We start from the raw sequence: 16200 nt of genomic DNA, 5'->3' as shown, positions 1-16200 counted from the left end.
GTGAAACCTGCGCTCGGGAGGCTGGCGCAGACATCCGCCCGTGCTCCCCCGAGGAGAACCGCCATGACCACCTTGCAGCCCGCACCCGGCGCCGCAGCACCGGCAGCCAGCCCGCCCTCCGCCCCGCCTCGTCGTCGTACCCGGCGCTGGATCGACGACTGGCGGCCCGAGGAGCCCGACTTCTGGGAGGGTGGCGGCAAGCAGGTGGCGCGCCGCAACCTGGCCTGGTCGATCTTCGCCGAGCACCTGGGCTTCTCGGTGTGGCTCATCTGGAGCGTCTCGGCAGCGATGCTGGGCAGCCGCTTCGGCTACAGCCCCCAGCAGCTGTTCTTCCTGGTCGCGGCCCCCAACCTGGTGGGTGCGCTGATCCGGGTGCCGTACACGTTCGCGGTGCCGCGCTTCGGCGGCCGCAACTGGACGGTGGCCAGCGCACTGCTGCTCCTGGTGCCCACGCTCCTCTTCGTGGTCGCGGTGCAGCGCACGGGCACGCCGTACTGGGTGATGGTGCTGATCGCTGCCACCGCCGGCCTCGGCGGTGGCAACTTCGCCTCGTCGATGGCCAACATCAACGCCTTCTACCCCTCCGCCAAGAAGGGCGCGGCGCTGGGCCTCAACGCTGCCGGCGGCAACATCGGCGTCGCGGTGATCCAGTTCTTCCTGCCCGTCATCGTGGGTGCGGCCGGGGTCTTCGGGCTGGTCAAGGCCGCGGAGGGCGGGATCCACCTCGAGCGGGCCGGCTGGGTGTACGTCGCCCTGGCCCTGGTCGCCGCGCTGGGCGCCTACCTCTACATGGACAACCTCGGCACCGCCACCGGCTCGAGCAGGGAGAGCGCCGCGGTGCTGCGCCGCCCCCAGACGTGGGTGATGAGCTTCCTCTACATCGGCACCTTCGGCTCCTTCATCGGCTACTCGGCGGCGATGCCGCTGCTGATCAAGGTCAACTTCTCGGTCGTCGACCCGGCCAGCGGTGCGGTCACCGGTGGCATCAACTTCGTCTTCTACGCCTTCCTCGGCGCCCTGGTCGGCTCCTTCACCCGGCCCTTCGGCGGCTGGCTGGCCGACCGGTTCGGCGGCGCCCGGGTGACGCTGGCGGCCTTCGTGGCGATGATCGTCTCGACCTGCGCGGTGCTGTGGACGCTGGGCCAGGTGGTGGCCAACCCCGGTGGCGACCTCACCGTGGCCGACGCGAACTCCTCGTGGTTCCCGCTGTTCCTGGCCTTCTTCCTGTGCGTCTTCGCCGCCACCGGGGTCGGCAACGGCTCGGCGTACCGGATGATCCCGACGATCTGGCGCTTCCAGCACAGCGCCGGCACCGTCGAGGGCACGCCGGAGCACCGCGGTGCGCTGCTGCGGGCCACCAAGGAGTCGTCCGCGGCCGTGGGGATCATCGGGGCCGCCGGCGCCGTCGGTGGCTTCCTGATCCCGATGATGTTCGGCGCCCCGTGGATCACAGATCCGCTGGCGGCGGTCAAGACGGCCTTCGTCCTCTTCATCTCCTACTACGTGCTCTGCGCGCTGGTGACCTGGGCGACCTACATCCGCCGCACCGCGCCGCTGGCGCAGGCCCGGGCCTGATGGCCGGCGCGGCGACCCCGCAGGAGACCCGGACGCACTGCCCTTACTGCTCCCTCCAGTGCGGCATGACCCTGACCGGCTCGGGCCGTGGTGGCCGGGATCTCGAGGTGCAGCCCTGGGCGGAGTTCCCGGTCAACGAGGGGGCGCTGTGCCGCAAGGGCTGGACGGCCGGTGGCCTTCGCGGCAGTCGCGATCGGCTGACCACGCCGCTGCTGCGCGACCGCGGCACCGGCGAGCTGCGGGCGGCGTCCTGGGACGAGGCGCTCGACCTGGTCGCCGAGCGGCTGACCGGCCTGCGTGAGCAGCACGGCCCCGACTCGATCGGGGTCTTCGGCGGCGGCGGGCTGACCAACGAGAAGGCCTACCAGCTCGGCAAGCTCGCCCGGGTCGCGATCGGTACCAGCCAGATCGACTACAACGGGCGGTGGTGCATGAGCTCGGCCGCCTCGGCCGCCACCCGCACGTTCGGCATCGACCGGGGACTGCCCTTCCCGCTCGCCGACGTCGAGGAGGCCGACGTCGTGGTCCTGGTCGGCTCCAACCTCGCCGAGACCATGCCGCCCGCGGCGCGCCACCTCGACCGGCTGCGTGAGCGGGGCGGCCGCGTCGTGGTGGTCGACCCGCGCCGCACCCCCACCGCGGCGCACGCCGACGTGCTGGTGCAGCCGGTGCCGGGGGGTGACCTGGCGCTGGCCCTGGGGGTGCTGCACCTGCTCCTCGCGGGCGGCCACGTCGACACGGCCTACGTCGAGGAGCGAACGCGGGGCTGGGACGTCGTCGCCGACTCGGTCGCGGGCTGGTGGCCCGAGCGGGTCGAGCGGGTCAGCGGGGTGGCAGTCGCCGAGCAGCAGGCGCTCGTCGGGCTGCTCGCCGGGGCGGGCCGGGTCGTGGTGCTCACCGCCCGCGGCGCCGAGCAGCACGCCCAGGGCTCCGACACGGTGCTGGCCTGGATCAACGTCGCGCTGGCGCTCGGGATGCCCGGTCGGCCCCATGCCGGCTACGGGTGCTTGACCGGCCAGGGCAACGGCCAGGGCGGGCGCGAGCACGGCCAGAAGGCCGACCAGCTGCCCGGCTACCGGATGATCGACGACCCCGGAGCCCGGGCCCACGTGGCCCGGGTGTGGGGCGTCGACCCCGACTCGCTGCCCGGCCGCGGCCGCTCGGCCTACGAGATGCTCGACGCACTCGGCAGCACGACCGGCCCCCGCGCCCTGCTGGTGATGGGCTCCAACATCGTGGTCTCGGCGCCCCGGGCCACGCACGTGGCCGAGCGGCTCGCCGCGCTCGACCTGCTGGTCGTCTGCGACCTGGTGCTCTCGGAGACCGCGGCCCTGGCCGACGTGGTGCTGCCGGTGACCCAGTGGGCCGAGGAGACCGGCACCATGACCAACCTCGAGGGCCGGGTCGTGCTGCGCCGCCAGGCGGTGCCGGCGCCCGAGGGGGTGCGCTCCGACCTCGACGTGATGGCCGGGCTGGCGCGACGGCTGGGCTCCCCGGTCGACTTCGCGACCGACCCCGAGGAGGTCTTCGACGAGCTGGGGCGCGCCTCGGCGGGCGGGGTCGCCGACTACAGCGGCATCACCTACGCCCGCATCGAGGCCGAGCACGGCGTCTTCTGGCCGTGCCCGGTGACCGGGGACGGACAGCCGGTCCACCCGGGCACCCCCCGCCTGTTCGCCGAGCGCTTCGCCACTCCCGACGGCCGGGCGCACTTCCACGCCGTCGACCACCGCGGGCCGGCCGAGGCGCCGGACGCGGACTACCCGCTGCACCTGACCACCGGGAGGGTGCTGGCGCAGTACCAGTCCGGGGCGCAGACCAGGCGGATCGCTGCGCTGCCCGACCCCGGCCCGTTCGTCGAGATGCACCCGCAGCTCGCCGCCCGGCTGGGTGTCGCCGACCGGATGCTCGTCGAGGTCGGGACCCGGCGCGGCACCCTGCGTGCCCCTGCGCGCGTGGTCGACACGATCCGCCCCGACACCGTGTTCGTGCCGTTCCACTGGCTCGGCGTCAACCGGCTGACCAACGACGCCCTCGACCCGGCCAGCCGGATGCCGGAGTTCAAGGTCTGTGCGGCCCGCGTGGCGGCGGCGTGAGCCGCGAGCGCCTCGTGGTGGTGGGCCACGGGATGGCCGCGACCCGGCTGGTCGAGCAGCTGGTCGCCGGTGGGTACGCCGGGCACGTCACGGTGCTGGGCGACGAGGCGGTGCCGGCGTACAACCGCATCCTGCTCTCGGCGGTGCTCGAGGGCACCCACGTCGACAGCGCGATCACGCTGCGCCGGCCCGAGTGGTACGCCGAGCGCGGCATCGACCTGCGCCTGGGCAGCAGGGTGCTGGCGATCGACCGCGGGCACCGCGACGTGATGCTCGTGGACGGCACCGTCGTGCCCTTCGACCGCCTGGTGCTGGCCACCGGCTCACTGCCCACGCTGCCGCCCGTGCGGGGGCTGGTCACCGCCGAGGGCCGGCTGCACCCCGCGGTGCACGCCTTCCGCTCGCTGGCAGACTGCCGACGACTGCTCGACGCCGTGCCCGACGCCCGGCGCGCCGTCGTCGTGGGCGGCGGGCTGCTGGGGCTGCAGGTCGCTCGCGCGCTGTCGGTGCGCGGGGTGGCCACCGAGGTCGTGGAGGGCGCCGAGCACCTGCTGTCACGGCAGGTGGGTGCGGGCGCCGGGGCGGTGCTGGCACGCAGCCTGCGCCGGCTCGGCACCACGGTCTACACCGGCGCCCGCGCGGTGCGGTTGGTCGAGCCGACCTCGGGCGAGGGGGTCACCGGGGTGCGCCTCGACAACGGCGCCGTGCTCGACACCGACCTCGTCGTCCTCACTGCGGGAGGACGCCCGGCGACGTCGCTGGCCCGCGCGGCCGGCCTGGCGGTGCGCCGTGGGGTCGTGGTCGACGACCACCTGACCTCGCCGACCGACCCGACCGTGCACGCGATCGGCGACTGCGCCGAGCACCGCGGGGTCACCACCGGGTTCGTGCCCCCGGCCTGGGACCAGGCAGGGGTGCTGGCCCGGCGCCTCTGCGGCCACGACGTCGAGCACACCGGCTCACGGGGGGTCGCCCGGCTGCGCGCCACGGGTCTCGACGTGGCGGTGCTCGGCGACCCGGTCGGCGCCGAGGGCGAGGTCGTCGAGGTGACCAACCCCGTGGTGGGCAAGCACTCTCGGCTGGTGGTGCGCGACGGCGTCGTGGTGGCCGCCGCGCTGGTCGGCGACCTGTCGCGTGTCGGCCTGATCACCCAGCACTACGACCGCGGCACCGTGCTCGGCCCGCACGAGCCCGGCCAGCTGCTGCTGCCGGAGCAGGGCGCCGCGGCGCCGACGGCCGACGCACTGCCGGACGACGTGGAGGTCTGCGCCTGCGCCGGTGTGAGCGCCGGGCGGCTGCGGGCGTGCGCCGACCTCCAGCAGGCGCGCGAGCAGACCCGGGCCACCACCGGCTGCGGGTCGTGCGCCGCGACCTGCGCGCAGCTGGTCGGCACCGCCGCGGCCGACCCGACCTGTGAGGTCGTGCGGACAAAGTGACACGACGTCATCGACGAGGTCATCGCGGGGCAACTTCGCCGGTCCAGCCTGGTCAGGCAGTCCCCGCACCACCCGAGCCCCGCCCCGGGCACCGCACCCGTGAGGGAGAACCGATGACGAGCACCACCCCCCGCCCCCGCCTGGTCGTGGTCGGCCACGGCATGGTCGGCCACCGCCTCGTGCAGGCCGCCGTCGAGCGCGGGCTGACCGCCACCCACGACGTCGTCGTGGTCGGCCAGGAGCCGCGACCGGCCTACGACCGCGTGGCGCTGACGTCGTACTTCGCCGCGAGCGGGCCCGAGGAGCTCTCCCTGCTGCCCTCCGGCTCGTACGACGACCCCGCGGTCGAGCTGCTGCTCGGCACCGAGGTCACCGCGCTCGACCGGGCTGAGCGCACGGTCTCGCTCCGCGACGGCCGGGTGCTGGGCTACGACCAGCTGGTGCTGGCCACGGGCGCGGCGCCCTTCGTGCCGCCCGTGCCTGGCCACGACCTCGACGGCTGCTTCGTCTACCGCACCATCGAGGACCTCGACGCGATTCGGGCGGCGGCCGGCCCGGCCACGGCCGGGGTCGTGGTGGGCGGCGGCCTGCTGGGCCTCGAGGCCGCCAACGCGCTCGTGCAGCTCGGGCTCGAGACCCACGTCGTGGAGATGGCGCCCCGGCTGATGCCGGTGCAGCTCGACGAGGCGGCCGGCGCCACGCTGGTGCGCCACGTCGAGGGCCTCGGCGTGCGGGTGCACACCGGTGTGGCCACCGAGTCGGTGAGCGGCACCGACCGCGTCGACGGGCTCGCCCTGGCCGGCGGGGCACGGGTCGAGGCCCAGGTGGTGGTCTTCTCGGCCGGCATCCGCCCGCGCGACGCGCTGGCCCGCGCGGCCGGGCTCGAGGTCGCCGAGCGGGGCGGGGTGCTGGTCGACGAGCAGTGCCGCAGCAGCGACGAGCGGATCTGGGCGGTCGGCGAGTGCGCCGCCCCTGGGGGTCGGATGTACGGACTGGTCGCGCCCGGCTACGACATGGCCGAGGTGGTCGTCGACGCCCTGCTCGGCGGCGCCGGCCGCTTCGTGGGCGCCGACATGTCGACGAAGCTTAAGCTGCTCGGGGTCGACGTGGCCTCGTTCGGCGACGCGTTCGCCACCACCGACGGCGCCCTCGAGCTGGTCTTCTCCGACGCGGTCGCCGGGCTCTACAAGAAGCTCGTGGTCAGCGACGACGGGCGGCGCCTGCTCGGCGGGATCCTGGTCGGCGACGCGTCGGCGTACGGCGTGCTGCGACCGATGGTGGCCAGCGGCATCGACCTGCCCGACAACCCCGAGGAGCTGATCCTGCCGCCCAGCCGTGGTGGTGCCACGACCGGAGTGGCGTCGTTGCCGCCCGAGGCCCAGGTCTGCTCCTGCAACAACGTCACCAAGGCGACCCTCCTCGAGCGGCTCGACGTGGCCCACCCCGGCCCCGACGGAGCCGAGCACCACTGTGGGGACGTGGCCGCGCTCAAGGCCTGCACCGGGGCGGGCAGCACCTGCGGCTCGTGCGTGGGCACCGTCAAGGCGATCGTCGAGGACCACTTCGCCGCCCAGGGCCGCGAGGTCAGCCGGGCCTTGTGCGAGCACTTCGCGCTCTCGCGCGCCGAGCTCTTCGACGTGGTCGCGATCCACGGCTACCGCAGCTTCGACGAGGTGGTGACGGCCCACGGCACCGGCCGCGGCTGCGACGTGTGCAAGCCGACCGTCGCCTCCGTGCTGGCCAGCCTGGTCAACGAGCACGTGCTGGGCGAGCAGCGCGCGGTGCTCCAGGACACCAACGACGCGTTCCTGGCCAACATCCAGCGCAACGGCAGCTACTCGGTGGTGCCGCGCATCCCGGGCGGTGAGATCACCCCCGACAAGCTCATCGTGATCGGCGAGGTCGCCCGCGACCACGGGCTCTACACCAAGATCACCGGCGGCCAGCGCATCGACCTCTTCGGGGCCCGGGTCGAGGAGCTCCCGGTGATCTGGCGCCGCCTCGTCGACGCCGGCTTCGAGTCCGGGCACGCCTACGGCAAGTCGCTGCGCACGGTGAAGTCGTGCGTGGGGTCGACGTGGTGCCGCTTCGGGGTGCAGGACTCGGTGCAGATGGCCATCGACCTCGAGCTGCGCTACCGGGGGCTGCGCTCGCCGCACAAGCTCAAGGGCGGGGTCTCGGGGTGTGCACGTGAGTGCGCGGAGGCGCGGTCGAAGGACTTCGGCGTGATCGCCACCGAGAAGGGCTGGAACCTCTACGTCGGAGGCAACGGCGGGGCCACCCCGGCGCACGCCAGGCTGCTCGCCGGTGACCTCGACGACGAGACGCTCGTGCGCTACCTCGACCGCTACCTCATGTACTACGTCCGCACCGCCGACCGGCTGCAGCGCACGGCGCCGTGGCTCGACTCCCTCGAGGGCGGGCTCGACCGGCTCCGCGAGGTGGTCGTCGACGACGTGCTCGGCCTGGGCAGCGAGCTCGAGGCCGCCATGGCGCGCCACGTCGCGACGTACGTCGACGAGTGGTCGGCGGTGCTCGACGACCCCGACAAGCTGGCCCGCTTCGTCTCCTTCGTCAACGCACCCGAGACCCCCGACCCGGCCGTCTCGTTCGGCACGGCGCGCGACCAGATCGTGCCGGCCGGACCGGTCGACCTGGGGGCCACCATCGCGATGGGGGCGCCGGCATGAGCGCCACGGCGCCGGACGAGGTGCGGGTTCCCGACGACGTGACGTGGGTGCCCGTGTGCGCCCTGGGCGCGCTGGCCCGCGAAGCCGGTGTGCCCGCCCTGGTGCGTGGTGAGGCCGTCGCGGTCTTCCGCACCCACGACGACCAGGTGCACGCGCTGTCCAACATCGACCCCGTCACCGGGGCGTCGGTGCTCTCGCGTGGGATCATCGGGACACGCGGCGACGAGGTGTTCGTGGCCTCGCCGCTGCACAAGGAGCACTACGCGCTGCGCGACGGCCGGTGCCTCGACGACCCGACCCTGCGGGTCGCCGCCTACGACACCCGAGTCGTCGACGGAGAGGTGCAGGTCGGCGGGCGGCGCCCCGAGTGCCCGCAGTGACCTCCGGGAGGGCCCTGGCGCCAGGTGCCGGACCGGACGCCGAGGAGAGGGCCGAGGAGATGGACGAGTCCGGGGGCGGCAGCCTCGACGGGTTCCGCGTCGGGGTCACGGCCTCGCGCAAGGTCGAGGAGCAGGTCGCGCTCATCGAGCGGCGCGGCGCCGAGGTCGTGTGGGCGCCGGCGCTGTCGACCGACCCCACCCGTGTGGACGACGCGGCGCTCCGACGGGCGACCGAGGCCGTCGTCGCCCAGCCGCCCGACCTGTTCCTGGCCACCACCGGGGTCGGGATGCGCGCCTGGCTCGCCGCTGCCGAGGGCTGGGGGCTGCGCGAGGGCCTCGTCGAGGCGCTGCGCCCGGCCGAGATCCTGGCCCGCGGCCCGAAGAGCGTCGGTGCCCTGCGCGGCGCAGGCCTGCGCGAGCTGTGGTCGCCGGAGTCGGAGCTCTTCGAGGACGTGCTCAACCACCTGCGCGGGCGCGACCTCGCCGGCCGGCGGATCGTGGTGCAGGAGCACGGCCAGTCGCTCTCGATGGTGGCCCACGCCCTGCGCCGCCAGGGGGCCGTCGTCGACGTGGTGACCGTCTACCGCGTCGTGGGCGCCGACGACCCGACACCGATGTTCCGCCTGGTCGACCAGATCGCCGACGGCCAGGTGCACGCCGTCACCTTCACCGCCGCTCCGGCGGTCTCCGCCCTGCTCGACGCCGCCGCCTCGGTGGGCCGGCGCGACGACGTGGTCAGCGCCTTCCAGGCCGACGTGCTGGCTGTGTGCGTCGGCCCGGTCACCGCCGCGGCCTTCGAGCTGTGGGGCGTGCCCACCGTCTACCCCGACCGCTCCCGGCTGGTGGCGATGGTCAAGCTGCTGGCCACCGAGCTGCCCTCGCGACGTTCCGGTCTGGCCGTCGAGCTGGTCGGCGGCCACCAGCTGCTGCTGCACGGCGACAGCGTGCTGCTCGACGGTGCGGAGGTGAAGCTCTCGCCCGCCCCCGCCTCGGTCCTCCAGGCCCTGGTCGCCAACCCCGGCAACGTGGTCTCACGGCGCGCCCTGCTGGCGATGCTCCCCAGCGGCACCGCCGGCTCCGAGCACGCCGTCGAGATGGCGGTCGCCCGCCTGCGAGCCGCCCTCGGTACTCGCGCCGTCCAGACCGTCGTCAAGCGCGGCTACCGGCTCGCGGTCGAGCCGTGAGCGGGTCGCCGCTGCTGGTCACGGTCGCGCACGGCACCCGGCGCGCCGGCGGAAACGAGACCGCCCGGCGCCTGACCGCCGCGGCGGCCGAGCGGCTCGGCGTGCCCGCGACGGCGGCGTACGTCGAGCTGAGCGAGCCGCTGCTCGGTGACGTCGTAGCCGGGTTGGCGGCCCCGGCCGTGGTGGTCCCGCTGCTGCTCTCGACCGGGTTCCACGTGCGCCAGGACCTGCCGCAGGCGTGCGCCGGCGCGCCGGCCGGGGTGCCGGTCGTGCTGGGCCGCCCGCTCGGGCCCGACCTGCTGCTGGCCCGCGCGCAGGTCGACCGGCTGGTCGAGGCCGGTGCCGAGCCGGGTGCGCCGCTGGTGATGGTCGCCGCCGGCTCCACCGACCTGCGTGCCTGGCGCGACCTGCGCGGCGCCACCCGGCTGCTGGCCGGGCAGTGGGGCGGGCGGGTACGGCTGGCGACGCTCTCCGGCTACGGCCGGCGGCCCGAGGAGGTCGTCCGGCCCGGTGACGCGGTGTCGGCGTACCTGCTCTCGCCGGGGCTGTTCTCGCGCAAGGTGCGAGAGATGGCCGACGCCGCCGGGGCGGGCGTCTGCGCCGACGTGCTGGGCGAGCACCCGCTGGTGGTCGAGCTGGTCGTCCAGCGTGCTCGCTCCTTGGTGGTGTCGGCGCAGGGTGCCTGAGCCGGCCTCCGAGCACCCCGTGGACCAGTCTGCGGACACCAGCCCGTTACCCCATGTGCGGGTTCTCCGCAACGCCAGTTGTGACGGTTGTCACATACCCCTGGGCGTGTTGTGCTGCCACCCCGAGGTGGGCTCGGCACGCGGGCAGCACCGAAGAGATCCGACCAGGAGATGCTGTGAACAGATTGCGAAGAGCTGCGTGGGCCGTGGGGGCCGCCGGCATGCTGACCCTGTCGCTGGCGGCGGGGCCGTCGATGGCCCACCCGGGAGCAGGTGACCTCGAGGGCGATGCCTCGCACCCCGAGACCGGGGCGCACGACCACGACGGTGGTGTCTCCGCGCCGACCGACCCCTCCGACGCGCTCGAGAGCCACGACGCCGCGACCGAGGGCGTCATCAGTTCCGGACCGACGACGAAGAAGAACAAGAACCTCGCCCTGACCGGTCGCGGTGAGCGACTGGCACCCGACGCGACGACGGACGTCTGGACCCTCGGCAAGTACGCCTACCTGGGCACGTTCAACTCGCCTTGCGGCACCGGCGAGGGCTACGGCACCGATGCCCTGGTCCAGGGCGTCGAGGGTCCCGGGGTGCCGGTGTTCGACGTCCACAACGCCAACAAGCCCTCCTACGTCGGCAACATCCCTTCGGTGGAGGGGAGCCGGATCAACGACGTCAAGGTCGCCTCCATGGGTGGGCGCGACATCCTGGTCCACTCCAACGAGCCCTGTGACGGTGGACCGGGCGGTTTCGAGGTCTACGACGTCTCGGAGGTCACCGCGCCGACGCACCTGGCCCACGTGCAGGTCGACGACATCAACGTCCTGCTGCGCGAGGACCTCGGCTTCACCGACGTAGGTGTGCACAACAACTACCTGTTCGAGCGCGACGGTCGCAGCTACAACGCGGTGCAGGCCGAGGGTCTCCTGGGCAGCTTCCAGGTCTTCGACATCACCGACCCGGCCGACGTCCAGCTGGTCGGATGGTTCGGTGCCGAGTACCTGCTGGACCCCGGTGTCGACTGGGCGACCACGCGAGACTTCGGGCTGATCCTGGATGCCAACGACTACCTGACGAGCGGCTTCGGTTCCTCGGCCAACAAGTTCCTCCACGACCACTTCGTCACTCCCGACGGTCGGCAGGCCTACCTCGCGAACTGGGACGCCGGGCTGTTGCTGGTGGACCTCGGTGACCTCGACGGTTCCCCGGCCAGCCTGATCTCCCAGGCGATCGACGTCGAGAACGGCTCCCTCGACGGCGAGGTCAACAGCCACTCGGTGTGGCCCACGGCCGACGGCCGGACCGTGGTGGAGGGCGAGGAGGACTTCGACGCCATCGTCAGCGACAAGCCCTTGAGCAACTTCACGTTCGGGGAGCACCCGACCAACACCATCTACGGCGTGGGCATCAGCCCGATCGCCGGAGACGACTTCGAGGCGAGCCAGACCGGCAACACCGTCACCATCAGCTCCACCCGTGTCGAGGTGAGCGCGGGCCCGCTGGCGGACAACAGCTACCCCGCCGTGGAGGGCGGCGGGAACCAGCCCAAGCTGGGCGAGGACACCCTCGAGGGCGAGGCTGTCTGGATCGGGCGGGCATGTGACGGCGACGAGCTGCTGAATGCCGACACGTTCGAGGAGAGCAACATCGCCGTCGTCCGTCGCGGTGGCTGTGCTTTCGCCGACAAGCTCGCCAACGCGGCCGAGCTCGGAGCGGCGGCGATCGTGGTCTCCAACAACGTGCGCAACGACACCCCGTGGAGCGGACTGCGGATCTGGGACTACTCCGACCCCGCGAACCCGGTGCTGGCCAGCACGTTCGACACGGTGTGCAGCGCTGACCCGTTCGACGAGTCGTGCGACCCCCGCGGCACCTACAGCTCGCACAACGTGGTGGTCGACGGAGACCGCGCCTACGTCTCCTGGTACTCCGACGGTGTGCTGGTGCTCGACATCTCCGACCCCTACCACCCGGTGGAGGTGGGGCGCTACACGCAGTCCGGTCCGGCGTTCGAGGAGGCCAACGGGGGACCCCAGGACGTGTGGGGCGTCTACAAGGAGGCCGGCAGTCCGCGCGTGTACGCCTCGGACCGCAACGGCGGGCTCTACGTCCTCAAGGAGCTCGGCAAGGGAACCCTGAAGCAGCAGGGCCAGGGCTGAGCCTCCCTCCGGCAGCGCACGTCCGCCTCCGTCCCGGGTCCAGGGGACGGAGGCGGACGTGCGTCGCCACCAGGTCGACCCCGTCGGGCGAGGGGCTCAGCCGCGGTCGAGGTCGAGCGCCTCGGGCGTGTGCAGGCGCACCATGAAGCGCCGCACGTGCAGGGGAGCGCGGTCGCGGGTGAGCCGACTGACCGCCACCATCACCAGGAAGGACAGGGGCACGCTCCAGGCGGCCGGGCGGCGCAGCAGCACCTCGAGCCACCCGTCGGCCCACCCGGGGAAGAGGGTGAGCAGCGCGGCCAGCCCCGAGCCCAGGCCCCCGGCCGCCAGCCCTGCCAGGGCGCCGGCCGCGGTCAGCCCGCGCCACCAGATGCCCAGCAGCAGCAACGGGCAGAAGGTCGAGGCCGAGACCGCGAAGGCCAGCCCCACGGTGGTGGCCACCCCCACCTGCGACGGCGAGAGCGAGACCAGTGCCGGCACCACCACCGCCAGCACCGCGCCGACCCGGAAGGCCGCGACCCCGCCGAGGCGGCGACCGGCGTACGGGCGGCCGGTGACGTCCTGGCTCAGCACCCCGGCCACCGCGATGGCCAGACCCGACGAGGTCGACAGGAACGCAGCGAACGCACCGCCCACGACCAGCCCGGTCAGCACGTCGCCGCCCAGGCCCGGCAGCATCAGCCGGGGCAGCTCGAGCACCAGCACGTCGGAGCGTCCGCTCGCGGCCAGCTCGGCGGCGTACACGCGCCCGAGCGCGCCGTAGACCGGCGGCACCATGTAGAAGATGCCGATCAGCACCAGCACCACCAGCGTCGTACGCCGCGCGGCGCGGCCGTCGGGGTTGGTGTAGAAGCGCACCACCACGTGGGGCAGGCCCATGGTGCCCAGGAACGTGGCCACGATCAGCGAGTAGGTCAGGTAGAGCCCCGTGGGCCCCGACTCGGCCAGCGGGCTCGACCACGACAGCGACCCGCCGGCGGCCGCGGGCCCGGTCGCCGGGCCGGGGCGGCCGTCGCCGGCCCAGACCACGAGCAGCACGGCGGCCGGGACCAGCAGCGCGGTCAGCTTGAGCCAGTACTGGAAGGCCTGGACCAGGGTGATCGAGCGCATCCCGCCGCTGATCACGTTGATCAGCACCACCGAGCCCACCACCAGCGAGCCCAGCCAGGTCGGGCCGCCGACCGCGCTGGCCAGGGTGATGCCGGCGCCCTGGAACTGCGGCAGCAGGTAGAGCCAGCCGATGCCGACCACCAGCAGCGAGCAGGCCCGGCGCACGGCCTGCGAGTCGAGCCGGGCCTCGGCGAAGTCGGGCAGCGTGTAGGCGCCGGAGCGCCGCAGCGGGGCCGCGACCAGGGTGAGCAGCACCAGGTAGCCCGCGGTCCAGCCGACGGGGTACCAGAGCATGTCGGCGCCGAAGGTGAGCAGCAGCCCCGCGACGCCGAGGAAGGAGGCCGCGGAGAGGTACTCGCCGCTGATCGCTGAGGCGTTCATCCGCGGCCGCACCGTGCGCGAGGCGACCATGAAGTCGCTGGTGGTGCGCGAGAACCGCAGGCCGTAGGTGCCGATCGCCAGCGTGGCCACGCTGACCAGCACCAGCGCGACGATGCCCGGCGCGGCGCCGAGGTCGGGGTTCACCGCCGCGGCCTGCGCTCGGGGGCACCGCCCGGCCCGCGCCCGGCCTCCATCAGCTCGACGAAGGCGTCCTCGTTGCCCTCGGCGCGCCGCAGGTAGCGCCAGCCCAGCAGCACCAGGAACGGGTAGGCCAGCACGCCCAGGAGCAGCCAGGCCAGCGGCAGCCCCAGCACTCGCACGTCGGTCAGCCCCGGCACCAGCAGGAACAGCACCGGCACCACACCCAGGCCCAGCGCGAGGGCCACCAGGGTGCGCACCGCCAGCCACAGCTGCTCGCGCAGCAGCGAGCCCAGGTAGACCGCGCCCAGTGGTGTCTCGGCGTCGACCTCGCGGGTGCGCGCCAGCGGCGTACGCCGTCTCGGCGGGCCGGTGACCCGCACCCGGGCCGGTGGCTCGTTCACCCGCCCGCCCTCACGACTGGCCCCTCACGACTGTGCCCTCACGACTGTGCCCTCACGACTGGCCCCGGCGCAGCAGCAGGTCGCGCAGCTGGCGGGTGTGGCGCCGGCTGACGCCGAGCTCGACCCCCGGCCCGCCGTCGGGACCGCCAGGGCCGCTGACCACGACCGAGCAGCGCCCGGCGTCCATCCGCACCTCGTGCACGTGGGCGAGGGCGACCAGCAGCGAGCGGTGGATGCGCACGAACCCGGCGGAGGCCCACTCCTCCTCCAGCGTCGACAGGGCGGCGCGCACCAGGTGGGAGCCGGTGGCGGTGTGCAGGCGCACGTAGTCGCCGTGCGCCTCGACGTGCGTGAGCTCGGAGCGGTGCACGAAGCGGGTCACCCCGCCGAGCTCGACGGGGATCTGCAGGTCGTGGTCGGCCGGTGCACGCACGTCGCCGCCGCCGACGCGGCGTACGGCCTCGGCGAGACGCTCGGCGCGCACCGGCTTGAGCACGTAGTCGACGGCCTGGAGGTCGAAGGCGTCGACGGCGTGGCCCTCGTGGGCGGTCACGAACACGATCGCCGGCGGCTGCCGGAAGCGGGTGAGCACCTGGGCGAGCTCGAGCCCGCTCAGCCCCGGCATCTGGATGTCGAGGAACAGCGCGTCGACCTCCTGCTCCTGCAGCACCCGCAGCGCGTCGGTGGCCGAGTCGCAGGTCAGCACCTCGCAGACCCGCTCGTCGCGCTGCAGCAGGTAGGCGAGCTCGTCGAGGGCCGGGCGCTCGTCGTCGACGACCAGCACCCGCATCCGGGCGCCGCTCACGCGTGCACCCCCGGCGCGAACTTCGGCAGCCGCACCACGACCTTGGTGCCGGCGCCGGGCGCGGTCTCGACGACCAGGCCGTGGTCGTCGCCGTAGACGGCGCGCAGCCGGCCGTCGACGTTGCCCAGACCCACCGAGTCGAGCGACTGGTCGCCGGCGAGCACACGCCGGATGTGCTCGGGGTCCTCCCCGGCGCCGTCGTCCTCCACCTCGATCACGCACTCCTGCCCCTGGTCGATGGCCACGATCCGGATGTGCCCGCCGCCCTCGGCGGACTCCAGGCCGTGCCGCACCGCATTCTCGACCAACGGCTGGATGCAGAGGAAGGGCACGGCGACGCTGAGCACCTCGGGGGCCACCGAGAGGGTCACGCGCAGCCGGTCGCCGAAGCGGGCCTGCTCGAGCAGCAGGTAGCGCTCCACCGAGCGCAGCTCCTCGGCCAGGGTGGTGAACTCGCCGTGGCGGCGGAAGGAGTAGCGGGTGAAGTCGGCGAACTCCAGCAGCAGCTCGCGCGCCCGGTCGGGGTCGGTGCGCACGAAGCTGGCGATGGCGCCGAGGGAGTTGTAGACGAAGTGCGGGCTGATCTGGGCCCGCAGGGCCCGCACCTCCGCCTCCATCAGGCGGGTGCGCGAGGTGTCGAGCTCGGCGAGCTCGAGCTGGCCCGAGACCCAGCGCGCCACCTCGTCGGCCGCGCGCACCAGCCCGGCCGAGGCGTAGGGGCCGAAGACCTGCAGGGTGCCGACCACCCGGTCCTCGACCGCCAGCGGGCTGATCACCGCCGCCCGCACCGGGCAGGAGCCCTGCTGTCCCTCGGTGCACGGCAGCTCGCGGCGCGCGACCACCTGGGTGCCGCTGCGCGCCAGCGCCTCGGTGGCCAGCGCCGGCACCTGCGCGGCGTGGTGGTGCCCGGCGCCGTCCCAGGCCAGCAGGTCGGCGGTGTCGCTCAACGCGATCGCGGGGGTGCCCAGCAGCGCGTGCAGGTGCTTGATGGAGCGCTCGGCGCTCTCACGGGTCAGCCCCGCGCGCAGGGCCGGGGCCGCCAGCGACGCGGTGTGCAGGGTGCGGAAGGTGGCGCGGTCGGCGTCGGAGCCCAGGTGCGTACGCCGCCACGGGCGGGGCAGGCGCGCCACCGCGGGACCCCGCCGCTCAGCCCCTG

Annotated in this window: 12 protein-coding genes; 8 read left to right on the top strand and 4 right to left on the bottom strand. The window is 73.9% G+C overall.

Annotation, left to right across the window (positions count from 1 at the left end; all coding sequences use genetic code 11):
- Positions 1-63 precede the first annotated feature (63 nt).
- The 8 genes from QWJ41_RS05970 to QWJ41_RS05935 all read left to right on the top strand — a co-directional run bounded on the left by QWJ41_RS05970 (position 64) and on the right by QWJ41_RS05935 (position 12206).
- A complete protein-coding gene (locus tag QWJ41_RS05970) occupies positions 64-1575 on the top strand; it encodes an MFS transporter (RefSeq protein WP_302706453.1) in 1512 nt (503 codons plus the stop codon).
- Positions 1575-3671: a molybdopterin oxidoreductase family protein gene (locus tag QWJ41_RS05965; protein WP_302706451.1), complete on the top strand. Its 2097-nt coding sequence runs from the start codon at positions 1575-1577 to the stop codon at positions 3669-3671. The genes QWJ41_RS05970 and QWJ41_RS05965 overlap by 1 nt, the downstream gene beginning before the upstream one ends.
- A complete protein-coding gene (locus tag QWJ41_RS05960) occupies positions 3668-5107 on the top strand; it encodes an FAD-dependent oxidoreductase (protein ID WP_302706450.1) in 1440 nt (479 codons plus the stop codon). The genes QWJ41_RS05965 and QWJ41_RS05960 overlap by 4 nt, the downstream gene beginning before the upstream one ends.
- Positions 5108-5220: 113 nt before the next feature.
- Positions 5221-7797 carry a nitrite reductase large subunit NirB gene (nirB, locus tag QWJ41_RS05955; protein ID WP_302706448.1) on the top strand — a complete coding sequence of 859 codons (2577 nt, stop codon included), beginning with the start codon at positions 5221-5223 and terminating at the stop codon, positions 7795-7797.
- Positions 7794-8177 (top strand): nitrite reductase small subunit NirD, encoded by a 384-nt coding sequence (gene nirD, locus QWJ41_RS05950; protein ID WP_302706446.1) that lies wholly within the window; start codon positions 7794-7796, stop codon positions 8175-8177. Before nirB ends, nirD begins: the two co-directional genes overlap by 4 nt.
- Positions 8174-9361: a uroporphyrinogen-III synthase gene (locus QWJ41_RS05945; protein ID WP_302706444.1), complete on the top strand. Its 1188-nt coding sequence runs from the start codon at positions 8174-8176 to the stop codon at positions 9359-9361. Before nirD ends, QWJ41_RS05945 begins: the two co-directional genes overlap by 4 nt.
- A complete protein-coding gene (locus QWJ41_RS05940; protein ID WP_302706442.1) occupies positions 9358-10047 on the top strand; it encodes a sirohydrochlorin chelatase in 690 nt (229 codons plus the stop codon). The genes QWJ41_RS05945 and QWJ41_RS05940 overlap by 4 nt, the downstream gene beginning before the upstream one ends.
- A 221-nt stretch (positions 10048-10268) precedes the next feature.
- A complete protein-coding gene (locus tag QWJ41_RS05935; protein WP_302706440.1) occupies positions 10269-12206 on the top strand; it encodes a PA domain-containing protein in 1938 nt (645 codons plus the stop codon).
- A gap of 96 nt (positions 12207-12302) precedes the next feature.
- Here the strand turns inward: QWJ41_RS05935 and QWJ41_RS05930 are convergent, their stop codons facing one another.
- The 4 genes from QWJ41_RS05930 to QWJ41_RS05915 are packed head-to-tail and all read right to left on the bottom strand — an operon-like array spanning position 12303 to position 16174.
- Positions 12303-13841, bottom strand: coding sequence for a sodium/solute symporter (locus QWJ41_RS05930; protein WP_302706438.1), 1539 nt, complete (start codon positions 13839-13841; stop codon positions 12303-12305).
- Entirely contained in the window at positions 13838-14239 is a 402-nt protein-coding gene (locus tag QWJ41_RS05925) for a hypothetical protein (protein WP_302706437.1), read from the bottom strand. Before QWJ41_RS05925 ends, QWJ41_RS05930 begins: the two co-directional genes overlap by 4 nt.
- A 52-nt stretch (positions 14240-14291) precedes the next feature.
- The gene (locus QWJ41_RS05920; protein WP_302706435.1) at positions 14292-15044 is read right to left on the bottom strand and encodes a LytR/AlgR family response regulator transcription factor; all 753 of its coding nucleotides are present in this window, start codon (positions 15042-15044) and stop codon (positions 14292-14294) included.
- Positions 15041-16174: a sensor histidine kinase gene (locus QWJ41_RS05915; RefSeq protein WP_302706434.1), complete on the bottom strand. Its 1134-nt coding sequence runs from the start codon at positions 16172-16174 to the stop codon at positions 15041-15043. The genes QWJ41_RS05920 and QWJ41_RS05915 overlap by 4 nt, the downstream gene beginning before the upstream one ends.
- Positions 16175-16200: the final 26 nt, after the last annotated feature.

The organism is Nocardioides cremeus (assembly GCF_030518195.1).
GTDB lineage: Bacteria > Actinomycetota > Actinomycetes > Propionibacteriales > Nocardioidaceae > Nocardioides > Nocardioides cremeus.
The sequence above is the reverse complement of the archived record's forward strand: the minus strand, read 5'-3'. Positions and strand labels throughout refer to the sequence as shown.

What these genes read in the sequence shown, in the direction of transcription:
- nirB (WP_302706448.1), top strand. Translation starts at nt 5,221, where the DNA reads ATGACGAGCACCACCCCCCGCCCCCGCCTGGTCGTGGTCGGCCACGGC.
- QWJ41_RS05935 (WP_302706440.1), top strand. Translation starts at nt 10,269, where the DNA reads ATGCTGACCCTGTCGCTGGCGGCGGGGCCGTCGATGGCCCACCCGGGA.
- QWJ41_RS05970 (WP_302706453.1), top strand. Translation starts at nt 64, where the DNA reads ATGACCACCTTGCAGCCCGCACCCGGCGCCGCAGCACCGGCAGCCAGC.
- nirD (WP_302706446.1), top strand. Translation starts at nt 7,794, where the DNA reads ATGAGCGCCACGGCGCCGGACGAGGTGCGGGTTCCCGACGACGTGACG.
- QWJ41_RS05965 (WP_302706451.1), top strand. Translation starts at nt 1,575, where the DNA reads ATGGCCGGCGCGGCGACCCCGCAGGAGACCCGGACGCACTGCCCTTAC.